Origin of the sequence: Burkholderia sp. Ac-20344, assembly GCF_017104975.1 — a bacterium.
Taxonomy (GTDB): domain Bacteria; phylum Pseudomonadota; class Gammaproteobacteria; order Burkholderiales; family Burkholderiaceae; genus Burkholderia.
This window is the reverse complement of record NZ_JAAGPP010000106.1, coordinates 14,144-33,723: the sequence shown is the minus strand read 5'-3', so window position 1 is coordinate 33,723 and position 19,580 is coordinate 14,144. Positions and strand designations below refer to the sequence as shown.

Here is a 19,580-nt window from a genome sequence, read left to right as displayed (position 1 = left end):
GACCGGCGGATTCATCACCGCGTCGATTCCGAAAGGATTTCTGGCCGACGTATTCGCGCGGTTTCCCAACGCTGGATTCCACCGCTGCCTTCTTCGGCTGACATGCCGGCACGCTGTCCTGCACCCCTTCAAGCCACTCCCAATGATCCGGTGGTGAGATCGCCACCCACTTTCCCGGAGATGAAGTCATGAAGCGTTTTTTAGCCAGATGCATGCCAACCTTCGGCGTTCTGCCCACTGCGGGCCACGCGGCTGCCGCCGATGCCGCCGATGCCGCGCTCTCCGCGGGTACCGCCCCGACGTCCTACGTGGCGGTCGAGGGCGACAGAATTGCCTACCGCAAGATAGGGCAAGGACCGACGATCATTCTCGCCAACCGCTTACGGGGGACGCTCGATACATGGGATCCGTTGTTACGTGAGGTCAACTGTCTGTGTCAGGTCGGCCGTAGCGGTCGATCGGACGAAGCCGCTCGCGCGGTAGGAGGCTCAGTTCCAGTGTGGAGGGGTGCTGGAGGACGGGAAGTCGACTCTGACTCGCGCGTTGCATTCGTGGCACTTCATCAGCGGCGGAACATCGCGAATCAGGGTGCAAGCGTCGAGCGTGATCGAAATCGACGATTCGTTTGCATCCCTGATCAGGCGCATTGCCGTACCTTGATACTAAGAGCCGGCCGCGCGCGCAGGTAGACCCGCATCGGAACACTTTCCCGTTCCTCATCGGCACCCATCCGCTGCGTCACCGCTTTCATCAAGCGCGCGGCACAACCGACCGCTCTCCGGTCCCACCTCATTGGTGCGGAGCAGGCAACACCATGCATCCCGATAACGATCTGGTACGGCGACTCGCCTTTGCCTAGCATGCGGGAACGTGTGGTCCATCTTTCGGATGGAGGTCATGGGGATCGACTTGCAGGCAAGCGCTGCACCATTGCGCTGATTCGCTGCGAAAAACAACGCCCTGCCCCGATACGTGAGGTTCGAGACGCTCGCGTTGGCCAATACAAACCGGGAGGCATATGGAGAACGAGAGGTTGCGACGTCCGTCGCTGACACTGCTCGACAAATATCGCGGGGACGCATTCGCCGCGCGCTACACGACCACCGTTACCGTCTCCGGAGGTCAGGCAGGCCACGGCCGTGCATCGGGCGTCGCGCGATCCGACGACGGCTGTCTTGCCCTCGATCTGCGGTTGCCCACCGAACTCGGCGGCCCGGGCGGCGGCACCAATCCCGAACAGCTTTTTGCCGCCGGCTACGCCGCGTGTTTTCACGGTGCGCTGAGCCTGCTGGCGCAACGCGAGAAGATCGACATCCGGGAAACGACCGTGGTGGCCGAAGTCTCGTTCGGACGAGATCCTGTAGATGGCGGATATGCGCTGATTGCCAACCTCACCGTCCGCATGCCGGGTATGGACCGAGACATCGCGGAACGCCTTGTCCGCAACACGGAGCGCCTGTGCCCATATACGAAGATGGCCCGGCAGGGAATCTGCAGTTTCGTCGTCGTGTCGGCGTGACGAAACGTCAACGGCGTGCGGTCGCGCCGACGCACCCGACATCGATTGGTTCCGAAGCGGCAACAGAATGCGCACCTGCCGGGCACTACTGGCCCGCGGGACCCGCGATTACGATGGTTGTCAGGCTGGTCGTGCGATGGGGCGCCACACGCAGGGCCGGCAGTATCGATTCCACCGATCAGGAGAACGGATCATGACGCAACGTATCAACTACTTCCAGCAATCGCCGGAGCTGACCAAAAAGCTCGTCGAACTCGACGGGCTGTTTCAAAAGACGACGATCGAGACGCCGATCCGCGAGCTCGTCGAGATTCGCGCATCGCAGCTCAACGGCTGCGCGTTCTGCGTCGACATGCACATCAAGATGGCAAAAATCCACGGCGAGCGCGAGCTGCGCCTGCATCACGTCGCGATCTGGCGCGAGTCGACGCTGTTCTCGCCGCGCGAGCGCGCCGCACTGGAATGGACCGACGCCCTGACCCACCTCCCGTCGGATGGCGTGAGCGACGATCTCTACGAACGCGTGCGGGCCCACTACTCCGAGAAGGAGCTGTCGGATCTCACCGTCCTCGTGGGCGCCATCAACTGCTGGAACCGGCTGAACGTCGCATTCCGCGCCGTGCCCGGCTCGTTCGACAAGATGTTCGGGCTCGACAAGGCCAACCTGGAGTAACGACATGAAACGCATCATGCTCGCGCTTGCCCCGCTCGCGCTGTCGCTCCTGGTCTCCGTTCAGCCGGCGGCCGCCGCACCGCAAGCCAAGGTGACGCAGCTCACCACGGAGACGTTGCCCGAGTATCCGGGCAAGGAAGTCGAGATGATCGTCGTCGATTATCCGCCCGGCAGCGTCGATCCCGTGCATCGTCACGATGCACACGCATTCGTCTACGTGCTCGACGGCAGCATCGTGATGGGCCTGAACGGCGGGAAAACGGTCACGCTCCATGCCGGCGACACGTTTCATGAAGGACCGGACGACGTGCACACGGTCGGACGAAACGCCAGCAGCACGAAGCCGGCAAAATTCGTCGTGTTCCTGATCAAGAACAAGGGCGCGCCGGTCCTGACACCGGTGAAGTAGCACGATCGCGCCATGCAATCGCGGGGGCGTAGCCGAGGTCTACAACATGGCCTGACTGACGAGCCCGTACAGTCCGTATATCGCGTCGGCCGCACCGTCGTAGGCTGCGGCCGGCGCGTTGCGAACCATCTTCGAACAGGTATCCACCCGTTTCAATCCCTGTTCGTCCAGCCAGTCGGGCAAATGGGTCCCGGAAGGGACATCGATACGAACGAATTCGCTTTGTCGTTTCGTCAGCCAATAGCCGATCAGCGCCTTCGCATACCCATCGTCGCTCGAACGCGGTGCGACCACCGGACCGACCACGTACCCGCGACCGAAGCGCCGCAGCACCGAAAACCCGACGACCTCGCCGTCGCGTTCGAGCACGATGCTTTCCCCCCGCTTCAGCAAGGCGGACAACAGCGCATCGCGCTGGAAGCCGGAAGCACGCGCGTCCAGCTCGACCAGGCGCGGCCAGTCGGCCGGCGATCCGGCACGCAGCCGCTCGCCATCGGGCAGGGCGACCGCGGCGGGACGATCCACGTTGCCCTGATACTGGCTCAACGAGCCGCATACGTTGAATCCCAGTTTCTCGTAGAGCGGCTGGCCGGCCGGCGTCGCATGCAGGAACGTGACGCGCGGCCCCAGTTCGTCGATAAGCATCTCCATCAGTGCGCGGCCGATTCCTCGGCCCTGATGCGCGTCGGATACGATCACATGTCCGATCGCGGCGCGATCCGCACCGTACTTCCAGCACATCGCCGTTCCGATGACCACCCCGTTTTCCTCGGCCGCGAACGCGATCGACGTGTCTGCGGAAAACTGCCAGTCTTCCGCCCTGAACGGCCAGCGAAGCGCCATGGAAAGGGCATGGGCCGCGGGGACGTCCGCCGCGGTGAACCGCCGGTAGCGAAGCGCCGACATCGCGCTGTGCCCTTTCGTATCGGATTCATTTTTCATCAAGCAATCCTCAAAAATTGGTTTTTATGCAACGCCGCACGGCGTCAACGCCGATTTCACGCATCACGGCGATCGCGTGAAGTAATGCTGCGCCAACGCAACCCAGTACCGGACCCCGACCGGAATGATGTCGTCGTTGAAATCGTATTTCGGGTGATGCAGCGCCGGTGCGGTCGCGCCGTCCTGCGCATTGCCGATCAGCACGTAAGCGCCCGGCCGCTCCTCCAGCATGAAGCCGAAGTCTTCGGACGTCATGTTCGGCGGTACGTCGCGGGACAGGTGCTCGTCGCCGAACGTGTCGCGAATCACCGTCTCGCACAGCGCGGTCTCGGCCGGTGTGTTCACCGTCGCCGGGTAATACTGAAAAAATTCCACGTCGACCTGCGCGCCGTAGGCACTCGCCAGCGCCTCGCACGTGAGCCGGACATCGCGCTGCAACTGCTGCTGCAACGCCGACGACAGCGTGCGGATCGTGCCGCGCAGCTCGGCGGTGTCCGGAATCACGTTGTCCGTCGTGCCCGCATGAAACATGCACACGGAAATGACCGCGGGATCCACCGGATCCTTGTGCCGCGCGGCGATCGTCTGGCACTGCAGCACCATCGAGCACGCGAGCGGCACCGGATCGATGCCCAGGTGCGGCTGCGCCGCGTGCGCGCCCTTGCCCGTCACCGTGATCCTGAAGCGGGAGCCCGCGGCCATGATCGGCCCGGTGCGCAACCCGAAATGCCCGGCCGGCAAGCCGGGCCAGTTGTGCATGCCGAATACCGCTTCCGTCGGGAATTGGTCGAACAGCCCGTCGTCGATCATCCGGCGGGCGCCCGCGCCGCCCTCTTCGCCCGGCTGGAACACCAGGTGAACGCTGCCGGGCGGTTGCGGCAGCGCCTTCAGCACGCGTGCGGCGCCGAGCAACATCACGGTATGGCCGTCATGGCCGCACGCGTGCATGATCCCGTGCGTGCACGATGCATGCGCGAAGTCGTTGGCTTCGTGGATCGGCAACGCGTCCAGATCGGCGCGCAGCACGATGCCGCGGCGCGGATCCGCGCCGGGCAGGCTCGCGACGACGCCCGTGCCGCCCAGCCCGCGCGACACCGCATAGCCGAGCGCTTCGAGCTCGCTCGCGACGACGTCGGCCGTCCGGTGTTCTTCGAATCGCAATTCGGGATGCGCATGCAGGTCGCGGCGAAGCTTCGCCCAGTGCGCGTGATGCGCTTGCAGCGATGTATCGGGGATGACGGGGTTGTCCAATTTCGGCACCTTCGGAAAGTAAAGGGGTTCCAGCCGTACTGCCGGCGCGATCGCGCGCGGCGGCCGTGTCAGTCGTAAAAGCCGACGATCGACTTGATCTCCATATACTCCTCCATCCCTTCGATCCCGTACTCGCGGCCGTTGCCCGACTGCTTGTAGCCGCCGAACGGCGCCTGAGGATCCCATGCCGGGTAGTTCAGATGCACCTGCCCCGCCCGGATGCGGGCGGCCACCGCCCGTGCCTGTGCCTTGTCGGTGCCTTGCACGTGGGCGCCGAGCCCGTAGACCGTGTCGTTCGCGATGGCGACCGCTTCGTCCACGGTGTCGTAAGGCAGGATCGCGAGCACCGGACCGAAGATCTCCTGCTGCGCGATCGCCATGTCGGTGCGCACCTCGGAGAAAATCGTCGGCCGCGCATAAAAGCCTCGGTCGAGACCCGCGGGCCGCCCAGGGCCGCCGGCGATCAGCTTCGCGCATTCGTCGATGCCCACGTCGATCATCTGCGCAACCCGCCCGAACTGCGCGCGATTGGCCAACGGTCCGTGCGTGGTGGCTTCGTCGAATGGATCGCCGACGACGAGCGTTTGCGCTGTCGCGACGGCCAGCGCCTCGACCGCGCCGAGCACGGCGCGCGGCACGATCATGCGGGTCGGCGCGCTGCACGATTGCCCCATGTTGCGGAACGCGGCGGCGACGCCCGGCGGGACCGCGCGCTGCAAGTCCGCATCCGGCAACACGATGTTCGGCGACTTGCCGCCGAGCTCCTGCGCGACGCGCTTGACGGTCGTCGCCGCCGCCTGCGCGACGAGCACGCCGGCGCGCGTCGATCCGGTGATCGACACCATGTCGACCTCCGGGTGCGACGAAAGCGCGGCGCCCACCGTTTCGCCGCTGCCGCTCACGAGATTGAATACGCCGGCAGGCACGCCCGCATCGGCGATCACTTCCGCGAACAGCAGCGCGCTGAGCGGCGACAGCTCGCTCGGCTTCAGCACCACCGTGCAGCCGGCTGCGAGCGCCGGCCCGACCTTCGCGGTGATCTGGTAGATCGGCCAGTTCCACGGCGTGATCAGCGCGCACACGCCGATCGGCTCGCGCGCGACCGCGGTCGTCCCGCGCTGCTCGACGAACGGGTAGCGCGCGAGGTTGTCGCGTGCGACGCGAATATGTTCGGCCGCGAGCGGCACGTGCGCGCCGCGCGCATAGCCGATCGGCGCGCCCATCTCCAGCGCGAGCGCGGTGGCGAACAACTCGGCGCGCGCCAGCATCAGCGCATGCACACGGTCGAGCAACGCCGCGCGTTCCTGCGGCGACGTCGCGGACCAGCGTTCGAACGCGCGGCGCGCGGCCTGCACCGCGCGGTCGGCGTCGCGCGCGCTGCCGAGCGGGATCTCGCCCAGCGTGTCTTCGGTGGACGGGCTGACGACCGCGAATCGGTCGCCGCCGTCGGGCAACACCCACTCGCCGTCGATGAAAAAGCGATCCAGCCGGCCGGCTTGCAGCAAGTGAACAACAGGTGAATTCATTGCAACGTGTCCTTGAGTCGATACCATGCGCCGACGAACGGCAGAAACCACGGCTTGCCGAAGTGGCCGGGAATCGCAGGCCAGTCGAAGCTTTTCCACGGATTGAGGTCGGCGCGTCCGTCCATGATCTCGGCCATCAACGTGCCCATCAGCGTGGCCATGTGCGTGCCGTGGCCGCTATAACCCATCGAGTAGTAAACGCCGTCGCGCTCGCCCGCGCGCGGCAGCCGGTTGGCCGTCATGTCGACCATTCCGCCCCAGCAATAGTCGATGCGCACGCTGGCCAGCTCGGGAAACACGGCGGCCAGTTGACGCCGCAGAATCGCGCCGCTCTTTTCGTCGGAGCGCGGATTCGATGCGGCAAAACGCGCGCGCCCGCCGAACAGCATCCGGTTGTCGGGCGTGACGCGAAAGAAATTCACGAAGTTCTTCGTGTCGGTGACCATCCGGCGCGTCGGCAGCAAGCGGTCGAGCAGGTCGTTCGGCAACGGCTCGGTGACGATGATGAACGCGCCGACCGGCACGATCCTGCGGCGCACCCAGCCGAACGGCCCGACCTGCGAAATGCCGCTCGCGAGCAGCACCTGGCGCGCGCGGATCTCGCCGAGCGGTGTTTGCACCGCGTACGCGCCGCCCGCTTGCCGCTTCAGGCCGAGCACCGGCGCATGCTCGAGAATATGCGCGCCGCGGGCTTGCGCGGCGCGCGCGAGGCCGCGCACATAACGGCCGACATGCATCCCCGCGCTCTTGCCGAACAGCAGCCCGCCGTGATATCGGTTCGAGCCGATCTCGTCGCGCAGCTCGGCCTTCGTCACCAGACGCGTGTCGGGGTCCACGCTCGCTGCGAGCAATGCCTGGCTGCGCGCGAGCTTGTCGTAGTGCTCGGGCTTCGCGGCGAGCTTCAGCTTGCCGGTACGGGCGAAATTGCAATCGATCGACTCTTCCTTGACGAGCCGCTCGACCGTGTCGACGCCCGCGTCGAACGCCAGATAGAGCCGGTTCGCCAGTTCCGTGCCGAGGCGTTGCGACAGCGACGCGTAGTCCTGCGCGAAGCCGTTGTTGCACATGCCGCCGTTGCGACCCGATGCCGCCTGCCCGACGGTGCCCGCCTCGCAGACGATCACGCGCGCGCCCTTCTTGGCCAGCGCCAGCGCGGCGGCCGATCCCGTGATCCCACCGCCCACCACCAGCACGTCGCAACGGCCGTCGTGCAATTCCGGCGAGTGGCTCACGAATGGCTCCGACGTATCGAGCCAGTACGAACTGAAACGCATCAGGCACTCCCAAACTGTCGCATCGCACTATCGGACCGGCGAACGCTCACCGCACCGATCCGGCCCCTCGCGGGCGGTCCGGCTCGATGCGCATCGTATACAGGCGGCCGCTCATCCATGTGACGGCGTTGCATCAGAAATCCGCGACCTTGCCCCATGAGGACTCGCTGAACCGGCCGGGCCGGTACGGCGCCGGGTCCACGAAAGGTTGCGCACCGGACGCGAGATCGGCGATCAGGTGCCCGGCGCCCGGCCCGATCCCGAAGCCGTGCCCCGAGAAGCCCGCCGCGAGGATCAACCCCGGCACGCCCGGCACTTCGCCGATGCCCGGCACGCCGTCCGGCGTGCTGTCGACGAACCCGGCCCACGCGTGCGTGATCTTCGCTTCGCGCAGTTCGGGCAACAGTTCGGACGCGCGGCGGTACGTTTCGGCGACCGTCGGCATGTCGGGCTTCGGATCGAGAATGCGTACGGCTTCCATCGGCGTCGGCGCGTCGAGGCGCCAGTGCTTCAACGTTTCATGACCGCCGCGCACGCCTTCGAGGCCGCCCGGCAGCAGGTTGCGCCAGCGTTTCGCAAACATCGGCACGAATTGCGGCGCGAAGCGCAGGAACTGCGGCGTCAGGTCCACGCGCGCACGGCCGCTGATCGCCAATGCGTAGCGTCCGTCGCTGCGGCGCGTGATGGACACGCCGGACGTGTACATCGCATCCGGCAACGGCGTTTCGACGGGCGACACGCTCAGGATCGACTGACGGATCGACGCTTGCGGAAACCGGATGCCGAGCTGGCGGCAGAACGACGACGCCCATGCGCCGCCGGCCATCACGACCGTTCGGGTCTTGATGACGCCGGCCTCGGTGACGACGCCCGCGACGCGGCCGCCTTCGAGTTCGAGGCCGCGCGCCGCGCAGTGCTGGTGGACACTGCCGCCCAGCTTGATCAGCGCGGCGGCCACGGCTGGCGCCGCCTTGCCTGGATCGGCCGTGCCGTCGGTCGGCGAGAATACGCCGCCCTTCCACTGCCGCCCGGTGGCCCGTCCGCGTTCGGCGGCCTGCTTGCTGTCGAGCATGTACGTGGTCACGCCCGCGGTCTTCGCGAATTCGCCCCAGCTGGCCCAGCGGGACAACTCGGCCTCGTCATTGCTCAGATACAGCAGCCCGCAGCGATGAAAGCCCGTGTCCTCGCCGGATTCGGCGGCGAATCGTTCCCACAGATCGATGCTCTTGCTTGCCATCGGCAATTCGCGCTCGTCGCGGTTCTGCTGCCGGCACCAGCCCCAGTTGCGGCTCGACTGTTCGGCGCCGATGCGCCCTTTCTCGACGAGCGCGACCGAGACGCCGCGGCGGGCCAGGTAGTACGCGGTGAAGACGCCGATGATTCCGCCGCCGATCACGACGACGTCGGCCGAAGCCGGCAGCGTGGGCGAGGTTTCGATATGGCGCAGCGGAGGGGACATGTTCAGTCTCGTTCGGTGGAGGGTTTGACGTTCTGCATCACGTAGAACTTCGCCACGCGTTCGCTGCTTTCCCACCCGATCGACGCGCCGCGCGGCACGAACAGCGCATCGCCGGTACCGAGCGACTGCACGCTGCCGTCGGGCGCCGCGAACCGGACGCCGCCGGCCAGCAGGAACATGAACTCGTTCGCGCGATGCGGCCGGACGATCCGGTGATACGGCGTCGAATCCCACGTGCCCGCGCAGTATCCGGCGCCGTCGTCGGTGAACACGTTGTCGCTGCGGCATTGCGGCGCGGGGCCGAGCAGCACCTCGGCCGGCAGCGTGGCGGACGGCTTGAAGTCCGCGTCGGCGCGCAGCTCGAAGAGGCCGCGTTTCGTCGGTTGCGCGCACGCTGCCGCGCAGAACATCAGCAGTACCGACGATTGCGCGGCGATGCGCAGCGCCGTGCCGCCGCCGATGACGGCGCCTTGCCCCGGGCCGAGCACCAGCGGCGCGGCTCCGGCCGCTTCGAGCGTCAGCTCGCCTTGGACGACGACGAGGGTTTCGATGTGCGGAAAGCTCGGCACGTCCAGTTCGCCGACGAAAACGATCCGCCCCGCGGCCATCGCGTCGGGGCCTTCCCACGCGATCTCGCGATGCGACGCGAAAGGATCGCTCGCGCCGAACGCCTGCTTGCGGAATGCGGTGGAAGACGGTGCGCCGTCGGCCCGGTGCAACACGAAAACTGCGGTCATTTCTGCTCCTGTCCAGTGCGTGACGGATTCGTTCGAAAGCTGTCACGCGATATCGGAAATCGTCGTTCGCCGGCGCTTCTGCCGGACATCCTCAGCGGGGCATGTCGTCCATGCGTGCGCTTACGCCGCGTGACACGACGCTTCGCGGCGTTCGGCGCGCAGGCGCGTCGATGGCGTTCGCACCGGCGCGCCGCCCGTTCGGGCGACCACGTAATCGCGCGGCGTGATCCCGAGCACGCGCCGGAAATGCCGGCACAGATGGCTCTGATCGAAGAAGCCGACGTCGGTCGCGACGACCGACGGTGCGAGACCGGCGCGCAACAGGTCCTGCGCCCGCCGTATCCGCACGAGACACAGATACCGGTGCGGCGACAGCCCGGTTTCGCTGCGAAAACGCGCGGTGAAGCGCGACACGCTCAACCCGGCCACCGCTGCGAGCGTATCGAGGTTCAGCGGCTGCGCGAACGATGCGTCGATCGTGCGCAGCACGTCGCCGATCGCCGGCGACACGGGCTGCGCGACACGCGGCGAGCCAACCGCGCCAACCGCGCCAATGAATTGCACTGTCATATCGAATTCTCCCGGGCGCTCGCTTCAATGCAGGAAATCCTGCATGCGGTAATACGCGCCGACGACCGGCAGGAACCACGCGTGCCCGAAATGGCCCGGTATCGCCGGCCAGTCGAGCTCGCGCCACGGGTTCGATGCGGCCGCCCCATACAGCACGTCGGCCATCACGCGGCCCATGTGGACCGACATCTGCACACCGTGGCCGCTGTAGCCCATCGAGTAGTAGAGCCCGTCATGCTGGCCCGCGCGCGGCAGCCGGTCCGCGGTGATGTCGACCAGCCCGCCCCAGCAGTAGTCGAGCCGCACGTCGGTCAGTTCCGGGAAATAGCCGGCCATGCCCGCACGCAGGATGTCGCCGCTTTTCGCGTCCGAGTTCGGGCTCGACATCGCGAAGCGCGCGCGGCCGCCGAACAGCAGCCGGTTGTCGGGCGTCACGCGGAAGTAGTTGCCGATCTGGCGCGACGTCACGTATGCGCGGCGATGCGGAAACAGCCGGTTCAACTGCGCGTCGGGCAGCGGCTCGGTCACGACGATGAAGCTGCCGACCGGTGCGATGCGTCGCCGGAACCACGCGAACGGCCCGTGCTGCGATGCGCCGGTCGCGACCAGCACGCGGTCGGCGACGATCGTGCCGCGGGCGCAGGTAATGCTGTGGCGCTCGCCGTCGAGCCGGTCGAGCTGCGTGACGGCCGCGTGCTCGTACACGCGTGCGCCGGCCCGCACGGCCGCTTGCGCGAGCCCGACGCCGAACTTGCCCATGTGCATCTGCGCGCCGTTGCGCTGCAGGAGTCCACCGTAGAAACCGTCGGAGCCGACTTCGTCGCGGATGTGCGACGGGTCGATCAGTTCGATGTCCGGATCGACGTTACGCCGCAACGCGTTGAAGGTCTTTTCAAGCCCCGCGAAATGCTGCGGCTTCGCGGCGAGCTTCAGCTTGCCGGCGCGCCGGAAATCGCAATCGATCGCCTGTTCGGTCACGATCGTCTCGACGCTCTTCACCGCGCTTTCGTACGCGCGATAGAACTGCTTCGCCTGCGCGGCGCCGATGCGCGCGGCCAGCGACGCGTAGTCCTGCGCGACGCCCGTATTGCACTGGCCGCCGTTGCGGCCGGACGCTTCGCCCGCGACCTGCGCGGCTTCGAGCACGACCACCGAGACGCCGCGCTGCGCGAGCGCGAGCGCCGCCGACAAGCCGGTGAAACCGCCGCCGATCACGACGACGTCGGCCCGCCCTTCGACGGGGCCAACGCTTCCGGCGCGAAACGCGGGGCGGGTATCCAGCCAGTACGATTCCAGTTTCATCGGATCCTTCTCACGCATTCCCTCAACGACGATCGGCGACCGTTCAATGAGAATCATTTAATCACCGTCAACAACCGCAGTTGTCGCGTATTCGCGCGCGGCACGCGTACAAATTGCCGTTTTGCACGACCGCCGCGGCAGACTATGCGGCGGGCCGTTCACCGCCCCGCGCGATGAACGGTTCGCGCGCCACGCACTACGGCTGCACCGACGTGACACCCGCGGGAATCGGCTCCGCCTGGAAGCGCGCGAGATCCTCCTCGCTGCGATGGCACAGCACCTGCGCGCCGTTGCCGAGCGTGCGCAGCGACGGGGCCGTCCGGTTGCACACGCCGTCCACGCGCATCGCGCAGCGCGACAGGAACGGACACAGCTCGGCCTCGTTCTCGCGCTCGCCGATCGGCACCAGCGGCCGATGGCAACGCTCGGCCGCATCGTCGAGCCAGCCCGCGCGCAGTTCCGGCGCGGACGACACCAGCAGATGCGAATACGGGTGATAAGGCGGCGCGCACAGCGCGTCGCGGCTGCCCGTCTCCACGCGGCGGCCCGCATACAGCACGACGATGTCGTCGCTGATCGCGCGCACTTTCGCGATGTCGTGCGTGATGAACACGTACGACACGCCGAGCTTCGCCTGCAGGTCGCGCAGCAGCTCGATGATCGCGGCGCCGACCACCGTGTCGAGCGCCGACGTCACCTCGTCGCACAGGATCAGGTCGGGCTCGGCCGCGAGCGCACGCGCGAGGTTCACGCGCTGCTTCTGCCCGCCCGACAGTTCGCCGGTGCGCCGCGCGGCCACCGCCGGCGGCAGCCGCACGAGCTCGAGCAGCTCCGCGACGCGCTGGCGTGCACGCGCGCCCTTGATCCCGTGGTAGAACGCGAGCGGCCGCGCGAGCGTGCGCTCGACGGTATGCACCGGGTTGAGCGCGGTATCGGCGTTCTGGAACACGATCTGCACGCGGCGGTGCTGCTCCTTCGTCCGTTTGACGATATCGCGCGCGAGCGGCTCGCCGTCGAGCAGGATCGCGCCGCCGGTCGCCGGCACGAGGCCCGCGATCACCTTCGCGAGCGTCGTCTTGCCGGAACCCGATTCGCCGATCACGCCGACCGTCTGCCCGCGCCCGATGCACAGGTCGACTTCGTGCAGGATCACCTTCGCGGGCCAGCCGTTCGCGGTGCGGCCGCCATAGCCCGCGATCGCGCCGCGCACGTCGAGCAGCGGCGCCGGCGCGGCCGGTCGTTGTGCTTCTACGTCGCGTTCGGCATCGTTCGGCGTGACCGCCGCGATCAGGCTCTGCGTGTATGGATGCGTCGGCGCATGCAGGATCTGTTCGGTGTCGCCCGCCTCGCGGATCACGCCGTCGCTCAGCACGACGATCCGGTCGGCCATCTGCGCGACCACGGCCAGGTCGTGCGACACGTACACCGCACTCATCCCGTAGCGCCGGATCACGCTCTTGAACGCCTGCAGCACGTCGATCTGCGTGGTCACGTCGAGCGCGGTGGTCGGCTCGTCGAGGATCACCAGCTCCGGGTCGGTGATCAGCGCCATCGCGGCCATCAGCCGCTGCAGTTGACCGCCCGATACCTGGTGCGGATAGCGCTTGCCGATCGTCTCCGGCTCCGGCAGCGCGAGCGCGCGAAACAGCTCGATCGCCTTCGCCTGCGCGTCGCGCTTCGTCATCGTCTTGTGGATCAGCGCGCTCTCGATCACCTGGTCGAGAATCGTGCGCGACGGGTTGAACGCGGCAGCGGCGCTCTGCGCGATGTACGCGACCTTGCGGCCGCGCAATGCGGTCAGCGCCTGCGCGGACAGCGTGCACACGTCCGTGCCGCCGATCTTCACCGAGCCGCCGGCGATCCGGCATCCGGTGCGCGCATGGCCCATCAGCGACAACGCGATCGTCGTCTTGCCGGAGCCCGATTCGCCGATCAGCGCGAGCACCTCGCCGCGCCCGATATCGAAGTCGACGCCATGGACGATCGTCGTTTCCTCGCCGCCCGGCCGGCCGCCGACCACGCGCAGCCCGCGCACCTCGACGAGCGGGTTCGATTCGTGTCGCATCAGTGTCCTCCGGCGGCGCCGGCCGCGCCCTTGCGGCGGCCGCGATGCGGCAGACCGTCGATCATCAGGTTGACGCCCACCGTCAGGATCGCGATCGCGACCGCGGGCATGATCGCGACGGCCGAGCCGTCGCCGAGGCTCGCGATGTTCTCGCGCACGAGCGAACCGAGGTCCGCGTACGGCGGCTGCACGCCGAGCCCGAGAAAGCTCAGGCCGCTCAGCAGCAGCACGACGAACGTGAAGCGCAGCCCGGTGTCCGCCAGCATCGGGTGGATCATGTTCGGCAGCATCTCGACGCACGCGATGTACAGCGCGCTTTCGCCACGCGCCTTCGCCACCTGCACGAATTCGAGCGTGCTGATGTTGACCGCCAGCGCACGCGCGATCCGGTACGAGCCCGGCATGTAGCTGACCGCGGCGGTGAGCACCAGCAGCGGCAGCGACGAGCCGAATGCGGCGACGAACATCAGCGCGAACATCTTCGACGGAATCGACGTGAGCGCGTCGAGCAGCCGGCTCATCGTCTCGTCGACCGCGCGGCCCGACACGGTCGCGAGCAGCCCGAGCGTCGTGCCGGTCACCGCGGCGAGCAGCACCGCGGCCAGCGCGAGCAGCACGGTCAGCCGCGTGCCGTACAGGATCCGGCTCAGCATGTCGCGGCCGAGGAAGTCGGAGCCGAACGGCAACTTCGCGCTGAACGACGCGAACACGTCGGGCGTGACGATCGCGCCGACGTCATGCGGCGCGATCAGCGGCCCGAACACGGCGACGAACAGCATCAGGCCGACCATCGACAGGCCGACGCGGCCGCCGGTCGTCAAGGCGATGCGCGCGGCGCGGCGCTTGCGCGGCTGGTCGGGGGCGGGCGCGGCAGGCGGCATGCTTCCCCGCCCGAGGGGCGGGTCGCCGGATGGCGGCAGCGCGCTGCTGCGTTGTACGGGTTCGATCGGTTGCATGGGCGGCATCTCGGAAGGAAAACGAAACACTCAGGTGCGCAGTCGCGGGTTCGACACGATCGAACACAGGTCGGCGAACAGCACGAGCGTCAGGTAAGCGACGCAGAAAATCAGCGTGCACGCCTGGACCAACGGGAAATCGCGGTTGCTGACGGCGTCGACCATCAGGCTCGCGAGGCCCGGATAGTTGAAGATCGTCTCGACGACGATCACGCCGCCGAGCAGATACGACAGGCTCAGCGCGATCGCATTGGCGATCGGGCCGATCGCGTTCGGCAGCGCATGGCGCAGCACGACGCGTGCGGGGCTCGCGCCCTTCAACACGGCCATCTCGACATACGACGCGCTCAGTTGCTCGATCACCGCGGCGCGCGTCATCCGCGCCATCTGCGCGATCACGACCGCGCACAGCGTCAGCACCGGCATCGCATACGCACGCAGGAAATCGTGCAGGCTTTCGATCGGGCCGCTGTACGACAGCGCGGACAGCCAGCGCAGCTTCACCGCGAACACGAGCACGGCGACCGTCGCGATCAGGAACTCCGGCGTCGCGACGAGCGACAGCGTGCCGAGGCTGATCACGCGGTCGACCGCCGATTCGCGCTTGACCGCCGCGAGGATCCCGAGCAGCAATGCGATCGGCACCGACACGGCGGTCGTGATCGCCGCCAGCGCGAGCGACTTCGGCAGGCGCCCGCCGATCAGCTCCGACACCGGCATGTCGCCGGAAAACGACCGGCCGAAGTCGCCGTGCAGCAGGCCGGTGAGCCAGTGCACGTAACGCACGTGCGCCGGCATGTCGAGACCGAACTGCTGGCGCAGCGCGGCGACCGTCTCCGGCGTCGCCGACTGGCCGAGCGCGGCCTGCGCGGCGTCGCCCGGCAGCAGGTTCGTGATCGTGAAAATGATCGCGGACACGATCAGCAGCGTCAGCGCGGTGACCGCGATGCGCCGGCCGATCAGCCCGATGAGAATTCGGTTCATGGAGCGGGACTCCCGAAAAGACCGCGCGTGGCCGGCGCGGGGGTCCGCACCGGCCGCGCGACGGCGGCCAGCCACAACGTCATGCGTTCCACCACACGTTCTCGGCGAACGTGAAGCCCATCATCGGCCCGGTAGGGATCGAGCCGAGGCCCGCGAGCCGCTTGTCGTAGCCGTCGAGGAAGCTGATGAACGCCGGAATGCCGACCCGGCCCTGCTGCGACACGATCACCTGCATGTCGCCGTACATCTGCTTGCGCTTCGCGTCGTCGGTTTCCGAACGCGCGGCGAGCAGCAACTGGTCGAACTTCGCGTTCTTCCAGCCCGACTCGTTCCACGGCGCATCCGACTTGAAGAACTGCGTGAACAGCACGTCGGCGCTCGAGCGCGGGTTGATGTTGCCGAAGGTGAGCGGGTGCTTCATCCAGTGGTTCGACCAGTAGCCGTCGGGCGACGCGCGGTTGACCTGCAGGTTCAGCCCGATCTTCTGGCCGGCCTGCTGCAGCAGCACGGCCATTTCGATCGACCCGTTCGCGTCGGACGTCGCATAGATCGGCGGCAACGTGGCGCCGAGCGCGCCCGCCTTCTGGAACAGGAACTTCGCCTTGTCCGGATCGTGCGCCCGCTGCGGCAGCGACGCGTTGAAGTAGCGGTGCCCCGGCGGAATCGGCTGGTCGTTGCCGATCACCGAGTAGCCGCGGAACACCGCCGTGCGGAGCTGCTCGCGATCGAACAGGTACTTCATCCCTTCGACGAAATCGGGACTCGAGACGATCGGGTTGTCGCTGCGCATGATCAGGTCGGTATAGAGGCCCGACTTGGTTTCCTTCAGCGCGTAGCCCGGCGTCGACGAGACCCGCTGCGTCGAGCGCGGATCGATCGCGTTGATCAGGTGCACGTCGCCCGACAGCAGCGCGTTCAGGCGCGCGGCGCTGTCGCTGATGCCGATCAGCTCGATCTCGTCGAGATACGGCTTGCCCGGCTTGAAGTAGCTGTCGTTGCGCACGCCGACGGTCGACACGCCCGGCTTGAACGACTTCAGCTTGTACGGGCCGCAGCCGATGCCGGTCGAGAAGTCGGTCGTGCCGTCCTTGACGATCACGAGCTGCGGCGTCGCGAGGATCACCGGCAGATCGGCGTTCGCGCTGGCGAGCGTCAATGTGACTTCGTCGGGGCCGCTCGCCTTCGCGTCCGCGAACTGTTCGGCAAGTGTCTTGACCTTCGACGCGGTGGCCGCGTTCTTGTGGCGCATCAGCGAAAACACCACGTCGGCGGGGCCGACCGGCTTGCCGTCGTGGAACGTGACGCCCTTGCGCAGCTTGATGATCCACGTCTTCGCATCGGTCGTCTGCAGCGACTCGGCGAGGTTCATCTGCGGCGTCAGGCTCGCATCGAGCTGCGTGAGGCCGCTGTAGAACATGAAGAAGCGCGTGTAGTCCGCGCCCGTCGAGCCCTTGGCCGGGTCGAGCGTATCGGCCGTCGAGCCGGCTTCGTTCGCGACCCGGATCTTGCCGCCGCGCTTCGGCGCGGGCGCGGCGAATGCAGAGCCGGGGGTCATCAGCAGTCCGCCGGCGCCGGCGGCCATCATGCCGCTCGCCGCCATGACCTTCATCATGTCGCGGCGCGTGAAGCCGCCCTTGCCGCCGTTGTCGATATCGTCGCTCATCCGAACTGCTCCTGACTGTGGAAAGTGGGTCCAAGGGTCCAGCGTGGTTATTCGATCCCGCCGCGCCCGCTTGCTGGTGGCGGGCGCGACGTCGTACACATGCAATTCATTTAAGCATCGCCAAAATGCGGTTTGTCGCGATTCGGGCAGCCCGCACGATACGAATCGACCGTTTTGAGCCGCCCGCGCAGCATGAATTGCTGCGTGCGCGCACGTGTCGCCGTTGGCCCGGCGGCGTGTCGCGGTGGTTGCCGAACCCGTGTCGATGCAGGAAATCGTAAGGCCGCAGCCGCCGCAGATTGCGCCGACAAAATTGCCCGTTCGGCATCCGGCGCGCGTTTGGCCCACGCAAACCGCACGTTTGTGTCGAATGCGTGCGCGCCTGCCCACGACGGCCGAAACGAGCGGCACGTTGCGGCAGATCGCCGCATGCACGGGCGTCAGCGGTGGCAGTTGCGACGGGACGTCGCGCAGGAAAAGTCAGAAGAATGCCGCTCGATCGGAACGGCTTGGCGGGAAGACGGGAAGATGGCGGGACTGCCCGTAAACCGGGCTCGTGCGGCCGTCAGGCGACGCGTGCGTCACCGGCATGTCGGCGCGCACGCCGGGCGGGCGCCGGCGCGACGCCCAGAAGGCAGGGTGATACGCCGGCCGCGAGCGAACGGCACGAAGCCGTCACGCAGCGAGCCGGAATACCGACACGGCGGCCCGCAGGCGCGCCGCCTGCTCGTCCAGCGACGAAGCGGCCGCAGCCGCCTGCTCGACGAGCGCGGCGTTCTGCTGGGTGACTTCGTCCATTTGCGCGACCGCCAGCCCGATCTGTTCGATGCCGGTGCTTTGCTCGGCCGATGCCGCCGAAATCTCGCCCATGATGTCGGCCACCCGGTCGATCGACCGGACGATCTCCGTCATGCGCGCGCCGGCCGTCTCGACGAGCTGGCTGCCGCTGCCGGCCCGCTCGACCGACGCGTCGATCAATCCCTTGATGTCCTTCGCGGCCGCGGCGCTGCGTTGCGCGAGCGAGCGGACTTCCGACGCGACGACGGCGAACCCGCGCCCCTCCTCGCCGGCACGCGCGGCTTCCACCGCGGCGTTGAGCGCGAGAATGTTGGTCTGGAACGCGATGCTTTCGATGACGACGGTAATGTCGGCGATCCGCACCGATCCATCCGAAATCTGCCGCATCGTTTCGACGACCGCCTGCACGGCGGCGCCGCCGAGTTCGGTCGCATCCTTCGCCTGGGCCACGAGCGCATTCGCCTGGCGCGCGTTGTCGGCGTTCTGTTTGACCGTGGACGTGATCTGCTCCATGCTCGCCGCCGTTTCCTGCAGCGATGCGGCCTGCTGCTCCGTGCGCTGCGACAGATCCAGGTTGCCTTGCGCGATCTCGCCGGTGCCGGTGGCGATCGAGTGGGTCGTGGTCTGGATCTCGGCGATGGTGTCGGTCAGCCGCGCCTTCATGTCGCCCAGCGCGACGAGCAGGCTGCCGGGCGCGGCGTGCGCCGTATCGAACTGCACGTCCAGTTCGCCGGCGGCGATGCGGGCGGCGATCCGCGCCGCATGCGCGGGCTCCCCGCCCAGCGTGCGCCTGACGCTGCGCAGCACGCCCCATGCGATGGCCGCGAGCGCCGCGGCGATGACGAGCGCGACAGCGCCCAGCACCGTCGCGAGCCGGGCAAACGCCGCATTGATGTCGTCGTAGAAAAATCCGGTGCCGATCCACCAATTCCAGTCCGAAATCGCGACCACGCCCTGCAGCTTCGGCTCCAGGTCCGCGTCGGGGCTGCGCTTGATCAGCACGTCGACGAGCGCGAAATGCGACTGCGCCATCCCCGCGCGGTACGCCTCGCTGTCGGTCAGGCCGCTGGTCGTGCGGTTGCCTTTCGCGCGCGTGCCGATGAATTTCGCGTTCGGGTGGACGAGGTTGACGCCGTCGGCGGTCGTGACCCAGAAGTAGCTCTTCGAATTCGCGTTGAGCGCCGCCAGCGCGGCCTTGGCCTGCTGCTGCGCCTGCTCCTGCGTGAGCGTGCCGTTGGTCTGCATCGTGCGATACGAATCGACCAGATGCTCGGCCTTGGTCAGCAGAATGACGATCTCTTCGCGGCGGCTGTCGATCAGCGCGTCGCGCAGCGTGTGCAGCGACAACGCGGCGAGCAGGACGACGCCGAGCAGCGCCGCGGCGACGAGCATCAGCAGTTTGGTGGACAACTTCATGCGGGGGCCTCGAGATATTAACCGTTCGGTACATAT

The 19,580-nt window shown here is 67.4% G+C and carries 17 protein-coding genes; 3 read left to right on the top strand and 14 right to left on the bottom strand.

Features of this window, described 5'->3' with window-relative positions; translation table 11 throughout:
* The coding region (locus tag G3N64_RS27495) for a hypothetical protein (protein WP_205786724.1) at nucleotides 1-214 on the bottom strand (214 nt) is incomplete at its 3' end.
* A gap of 804 nt (nucleotides 215-1,018) precedes the next feature.
* On the opposite strand from G3N64_RS27495, the gene G3N64_RS27490 reads away from it, so the two are divergent.
* From G3N64_RS27490 to G3N64_RS27480, 3 genes are all read left to right on the top strand, one after another.
* Entirely contained in the window at nucleotides 1,019-1,519 is a 501-nt protein-coding gene (locus G3N64_RS27490) for an Ohr family peroxiredoxin (protein WP_205786723.1), read from the top strand.
* 193 nt (nucleotides 1,520-1,712) lie between these two features.
* Complete coding sequence (locus G3N64_RS27485) at nucleotides 1,713-2,192, top strand: carboxymuconolactone decarboxylase family protein (protein WP_205786722.1); 480 nt, start codon at nucleotides 1,713-1,715, stop codon at nucleotides 2,190-2,192.
* Between the two features lie 4 nt (nucleotides 2,193-2,196).
* Nucleotides 2,197-2,601, top strand: coding sequence for a cupin domain-containing protein (locus G3N64_RS27480; RefSeq protein WP_205786720.1), 405 nt, complete (start codon nucleotides 2,197-2,199; stop codon nucleotides 2,599-2,601).
* Nucleotides 2,602-2,640: 39 nt separating this feature from the next.
* Here G3N64_RS27480 and G3N64_RS27475 read toward each other — a convergent pair whose 3' ends face one another.
* From G3N64_RS27475 to G3N64_RS27415, 13 genes are all read right to left on the bottom strand, one after another.
* Nucleotides 2,641-3,543 carry a GNAT family N-acetyltransferase gene (locus G3N64_RS27475; RefSeq protein WP_205786718.1) on the bottom strand — a complete coding sequence of 301 codons (903 nt, stop codon included), beginning with the start codon at nucleotides 3,541-3,543 and terminating at the stop codon, nucleotides 2,641-2,643.
* A 63-nt stretch (nucleotides 3,544-3,606) separates the two neighbouring features.
* Complete coding sequence (locus G3N64_RS27470) at nucleotides 3,607-4,794, bottom strand: M20 aminoacylase family protein (protein ID WP_205786717.1); 1,188 nt, start codon at nucleotides 4,792-4,794, stop codon at nucleotides 3,607-3,609.
* Nucleotides 4,795-4,862: 68 nt separating this feature from the next.
* Nucleotides 4,863-6,320, bottom strand: a complete 1,458-nt coding sequence (locus G3N64_RS27465; RefSeq protein WP_205786716.1) for an aldehyde dehydrogenase family protein — start codon at nucleotides 6,318-6,320, stop codon at nucleotides 4,863-4,865.
* A complete protein-coding gene (locus G3N64_RS27460; RefSeq protein WP_205786715.1) occupies nucleotides 6,317-7,594 on the bottom strand; it encodes an FAD-binding oxidoreductase in 1,278 nt (425 codons plus the stop codon). Before G3N64_RS27460 ends, G3N64_RS27465 begins: the two co-directional genes overlap by 4 nt.
* Before the next feature lie 133 nt (nucleotides 7,595-7,727).
* Nucleotides 7,728-9,053, bottom strand: a complete 1,326-nt coding sequence (locus G3N64_RS27455; RefSeq protein ID WP_205786714.1) for an FAD-binding oxidoreductase — start codon at nucleotides 9,051-9,053, stop codon at nucleotides 7,728-7,730.
* Nucleotides 9,054-9,055: 2 nt separating this feature from the next.
* Nucleotides 9,056-9,790 carry a cupin domain-containing protein gene (locus G3N64_RS27450; RefSeq protein ID WP_205786713.1) on the bottom strand — a complete coding sequence of 245 codons (735 nt, stop codon included), beginning with the start codon at nucleotides 9,788-9,790 and terminating at the stop codon, nucleotides 9,056-9,058.
* A gap of 120 nt (nucleotides 9,791-9,910) precedes the next feature.
* Nucleotides 9,911-10,360, bottom strand: coding sequence for an AraC family transcriptional regulator (locus G3N64_RS27445; protein ID WP_205786712.1), 450 nt, complete (start codon nucleotides 10,358-10,360; stop codon nucleotides 9,911-9,913).
* 24 nt (nucleotides 10,361-10,384) lie between these two features.
* Nucleotides 10,385-11,719 (bottom strand): FAD-dependent oxidoreductase, encoded by a 1,335-nt coding sequence (locus G3N64_RS27440; RefSeq protein WP_205786711.1) that lies wholly within the window; start codon nucleotides 11,717-11,719, stop codon nucleotides 10,385-10,387.
* Nucleotides 11,720-11,858: 139 nt separating this feature from the next.
* On the bottom strand, nucleotides 11,859-13,727 hold the full coding sequence (locus G3N64_RS27435; protein WP_205786710.1) for an ABC transporter ATP-binding protein: 1,869 nt from the start codon (nucleotides 13,725-13,727) through the stop codon (nucleotides 11,859-11,861).
* Nucleotides 13,727-14,683 (bottom strand): ABC transporter permease, encoded by a 957-nt coding sequence (locus G3N64_RS27430; protein WP_205786709.1) that lies wholly within the window; start codon nucleotides 14,681-14,683, stop codon nucleotides 13,727-13,729. The genes G3N64_RS27435 and G3N64_RS27430 overlap by 1 nt, the downstream gene beginning before the upstream one ends.
* Nucleotides 14,684-14,713: 30 nt before the next feature.
* A complete protein-coding gene (locus tag G3N64_RS27425; RefSeq protein ID WP_205786708.1) occupies nucleotides 14,714-15,667 on the bottom strand; it encodes an ABC transporter permease in 954 nt (317 codons plus the stop codon).
* 79 nt (nucleotides 15,668-15,746) lie between these two features.
* Entirely contained in the window at nucleotides 15,747-17,330 is a 1,584-nt protein-coding gene (locus G3N64_RS27420) for an ABC transporter substrate-binding protein (RefSeq protein WP_205786707.1), read from the bottom strand.
* 675 nt (nucleotides 17,331-18,005) lie between these two features.
* Nucleotides 18,006-19,544: a methyl-accepting chemotaxis protein gene (locus G3N64_RS27415; protein ID WP_205786706.1), complete on the bottom strand. Its 1,539-nt coding sequence runs from the start codon at nucleotides 19,542-19,544 to the stop codon at nucleotides 18,006-18,008.
* Nucleotides 19,545-19,580: the final 36 nt, after the last annotated feature.

Bases quoted from the DNA above. Each gene is read 5' to 3' on its own strand.
- G3N64_RS27490 (WP_205786723.1), top strand. From the start codon at position 1,019: ATGGAGAACGAGAGGTTGCGACGTCCGTCGCTGACACTGCTCGACAAA.
- G3N64_RS27485 (WP_205786722.1), top strand. From the start codon at position 1,713: ATGACGCAACGTATCAACTACTTCCAGCAATCGCCGGAGCTGACCAAA.
- G3N64_RS27480 (WP_205786720.1), top strand. From the start codon at position 2,197: ATGAAACGCATCATGCTCGCGCTTGCCCCGCTCGCGCTGTCGCTCCTG.
- G3N64_RS27475 (WP_205786718.1), bottom strand. From the start codon at position 3,543: ATGAAAAATGAATCCGATACGAAAGGGCACAGCGCGATGTCGGCGCTT.
- G3N64_RS27465 (WP_205786716.1), bottom strand. From the start codon at position 6,320: ATGAATTCACCTGTTGTTCACTTGCTGCAAGCCGGCCGGCTGGATCGC.
- G3N64_RS27460 (WP_205786715.1), bottom strand. From the start codon at position 7,594: ATGCGTTTCAGTTCGTACTGGCTCGATACGTCGGAGCCATTCGTGAGC.
- G3N64_RS27455 (WP_205786714.1), bottom strand. From the start codon at position 9,053: ATGTCCCCTCCGCTGCGCCATATCGAAACCTCGCCCACGCTGCCGGCT.
- G3N64_RS27450 (WP_205786713.1), bottom strand. From the start codon at position 9,790: ATGACCGCAGTTTTCGTGTTGCACCGGGCCGACGGCGCACCGTCTTCC.
- G3N64_RS27445 (WP_205786712.1), bottom strand. From the start codon at position 10,360: ATGACAGTGCAATTCATTGGCGCGGTTGGCGCGGTTGGCTCGCCGCGT.
- G3N64_RS27440 (WP_205786711.1), bottom strand. From the start codon at position 11,719: ATGATTCTCATTGAACGGTCGCCGATCGTCGTTGAGGGAATGCGTGAG.
- G3N64_RS27435 (WP_205786710.1), bottom strand. From the start codon at position 13,727: ATGCGACACGAATCGAACCCGCTCGTCGAGGTGCGCGGGCTGCGCGTG.
- G3N64_RS27430 (WP_205786709.1), bottom strand. From the start codon at position 14,683: ATGCAACCGATCGAACCCGTACAACGCAGCAGCGCGCTGCCGCCATCC.
- G3N64_RS27425 (WP_205786708.1), bottom strand. From the start codon at position 15,667: ATGAACCGAATTCTCATCGGGCTGATCGGCCGGCGCATCGCGGTCACC.
- G3N64_RS27420 (WP_205786707.1), bottom strand. From the start codon at position 17,330: ATGAGCGACGATATCGACAACGGCGGCAAGGGCGGCTTCACGCGCCGC.
- G3N64_RS27415 (WP_205786706.1), bottom strand. From the start codon at position 19,544: ATGAAGTTGTCCACCAAACTGCTGATGCTCGTCGCCGCGGCGCTGCTC.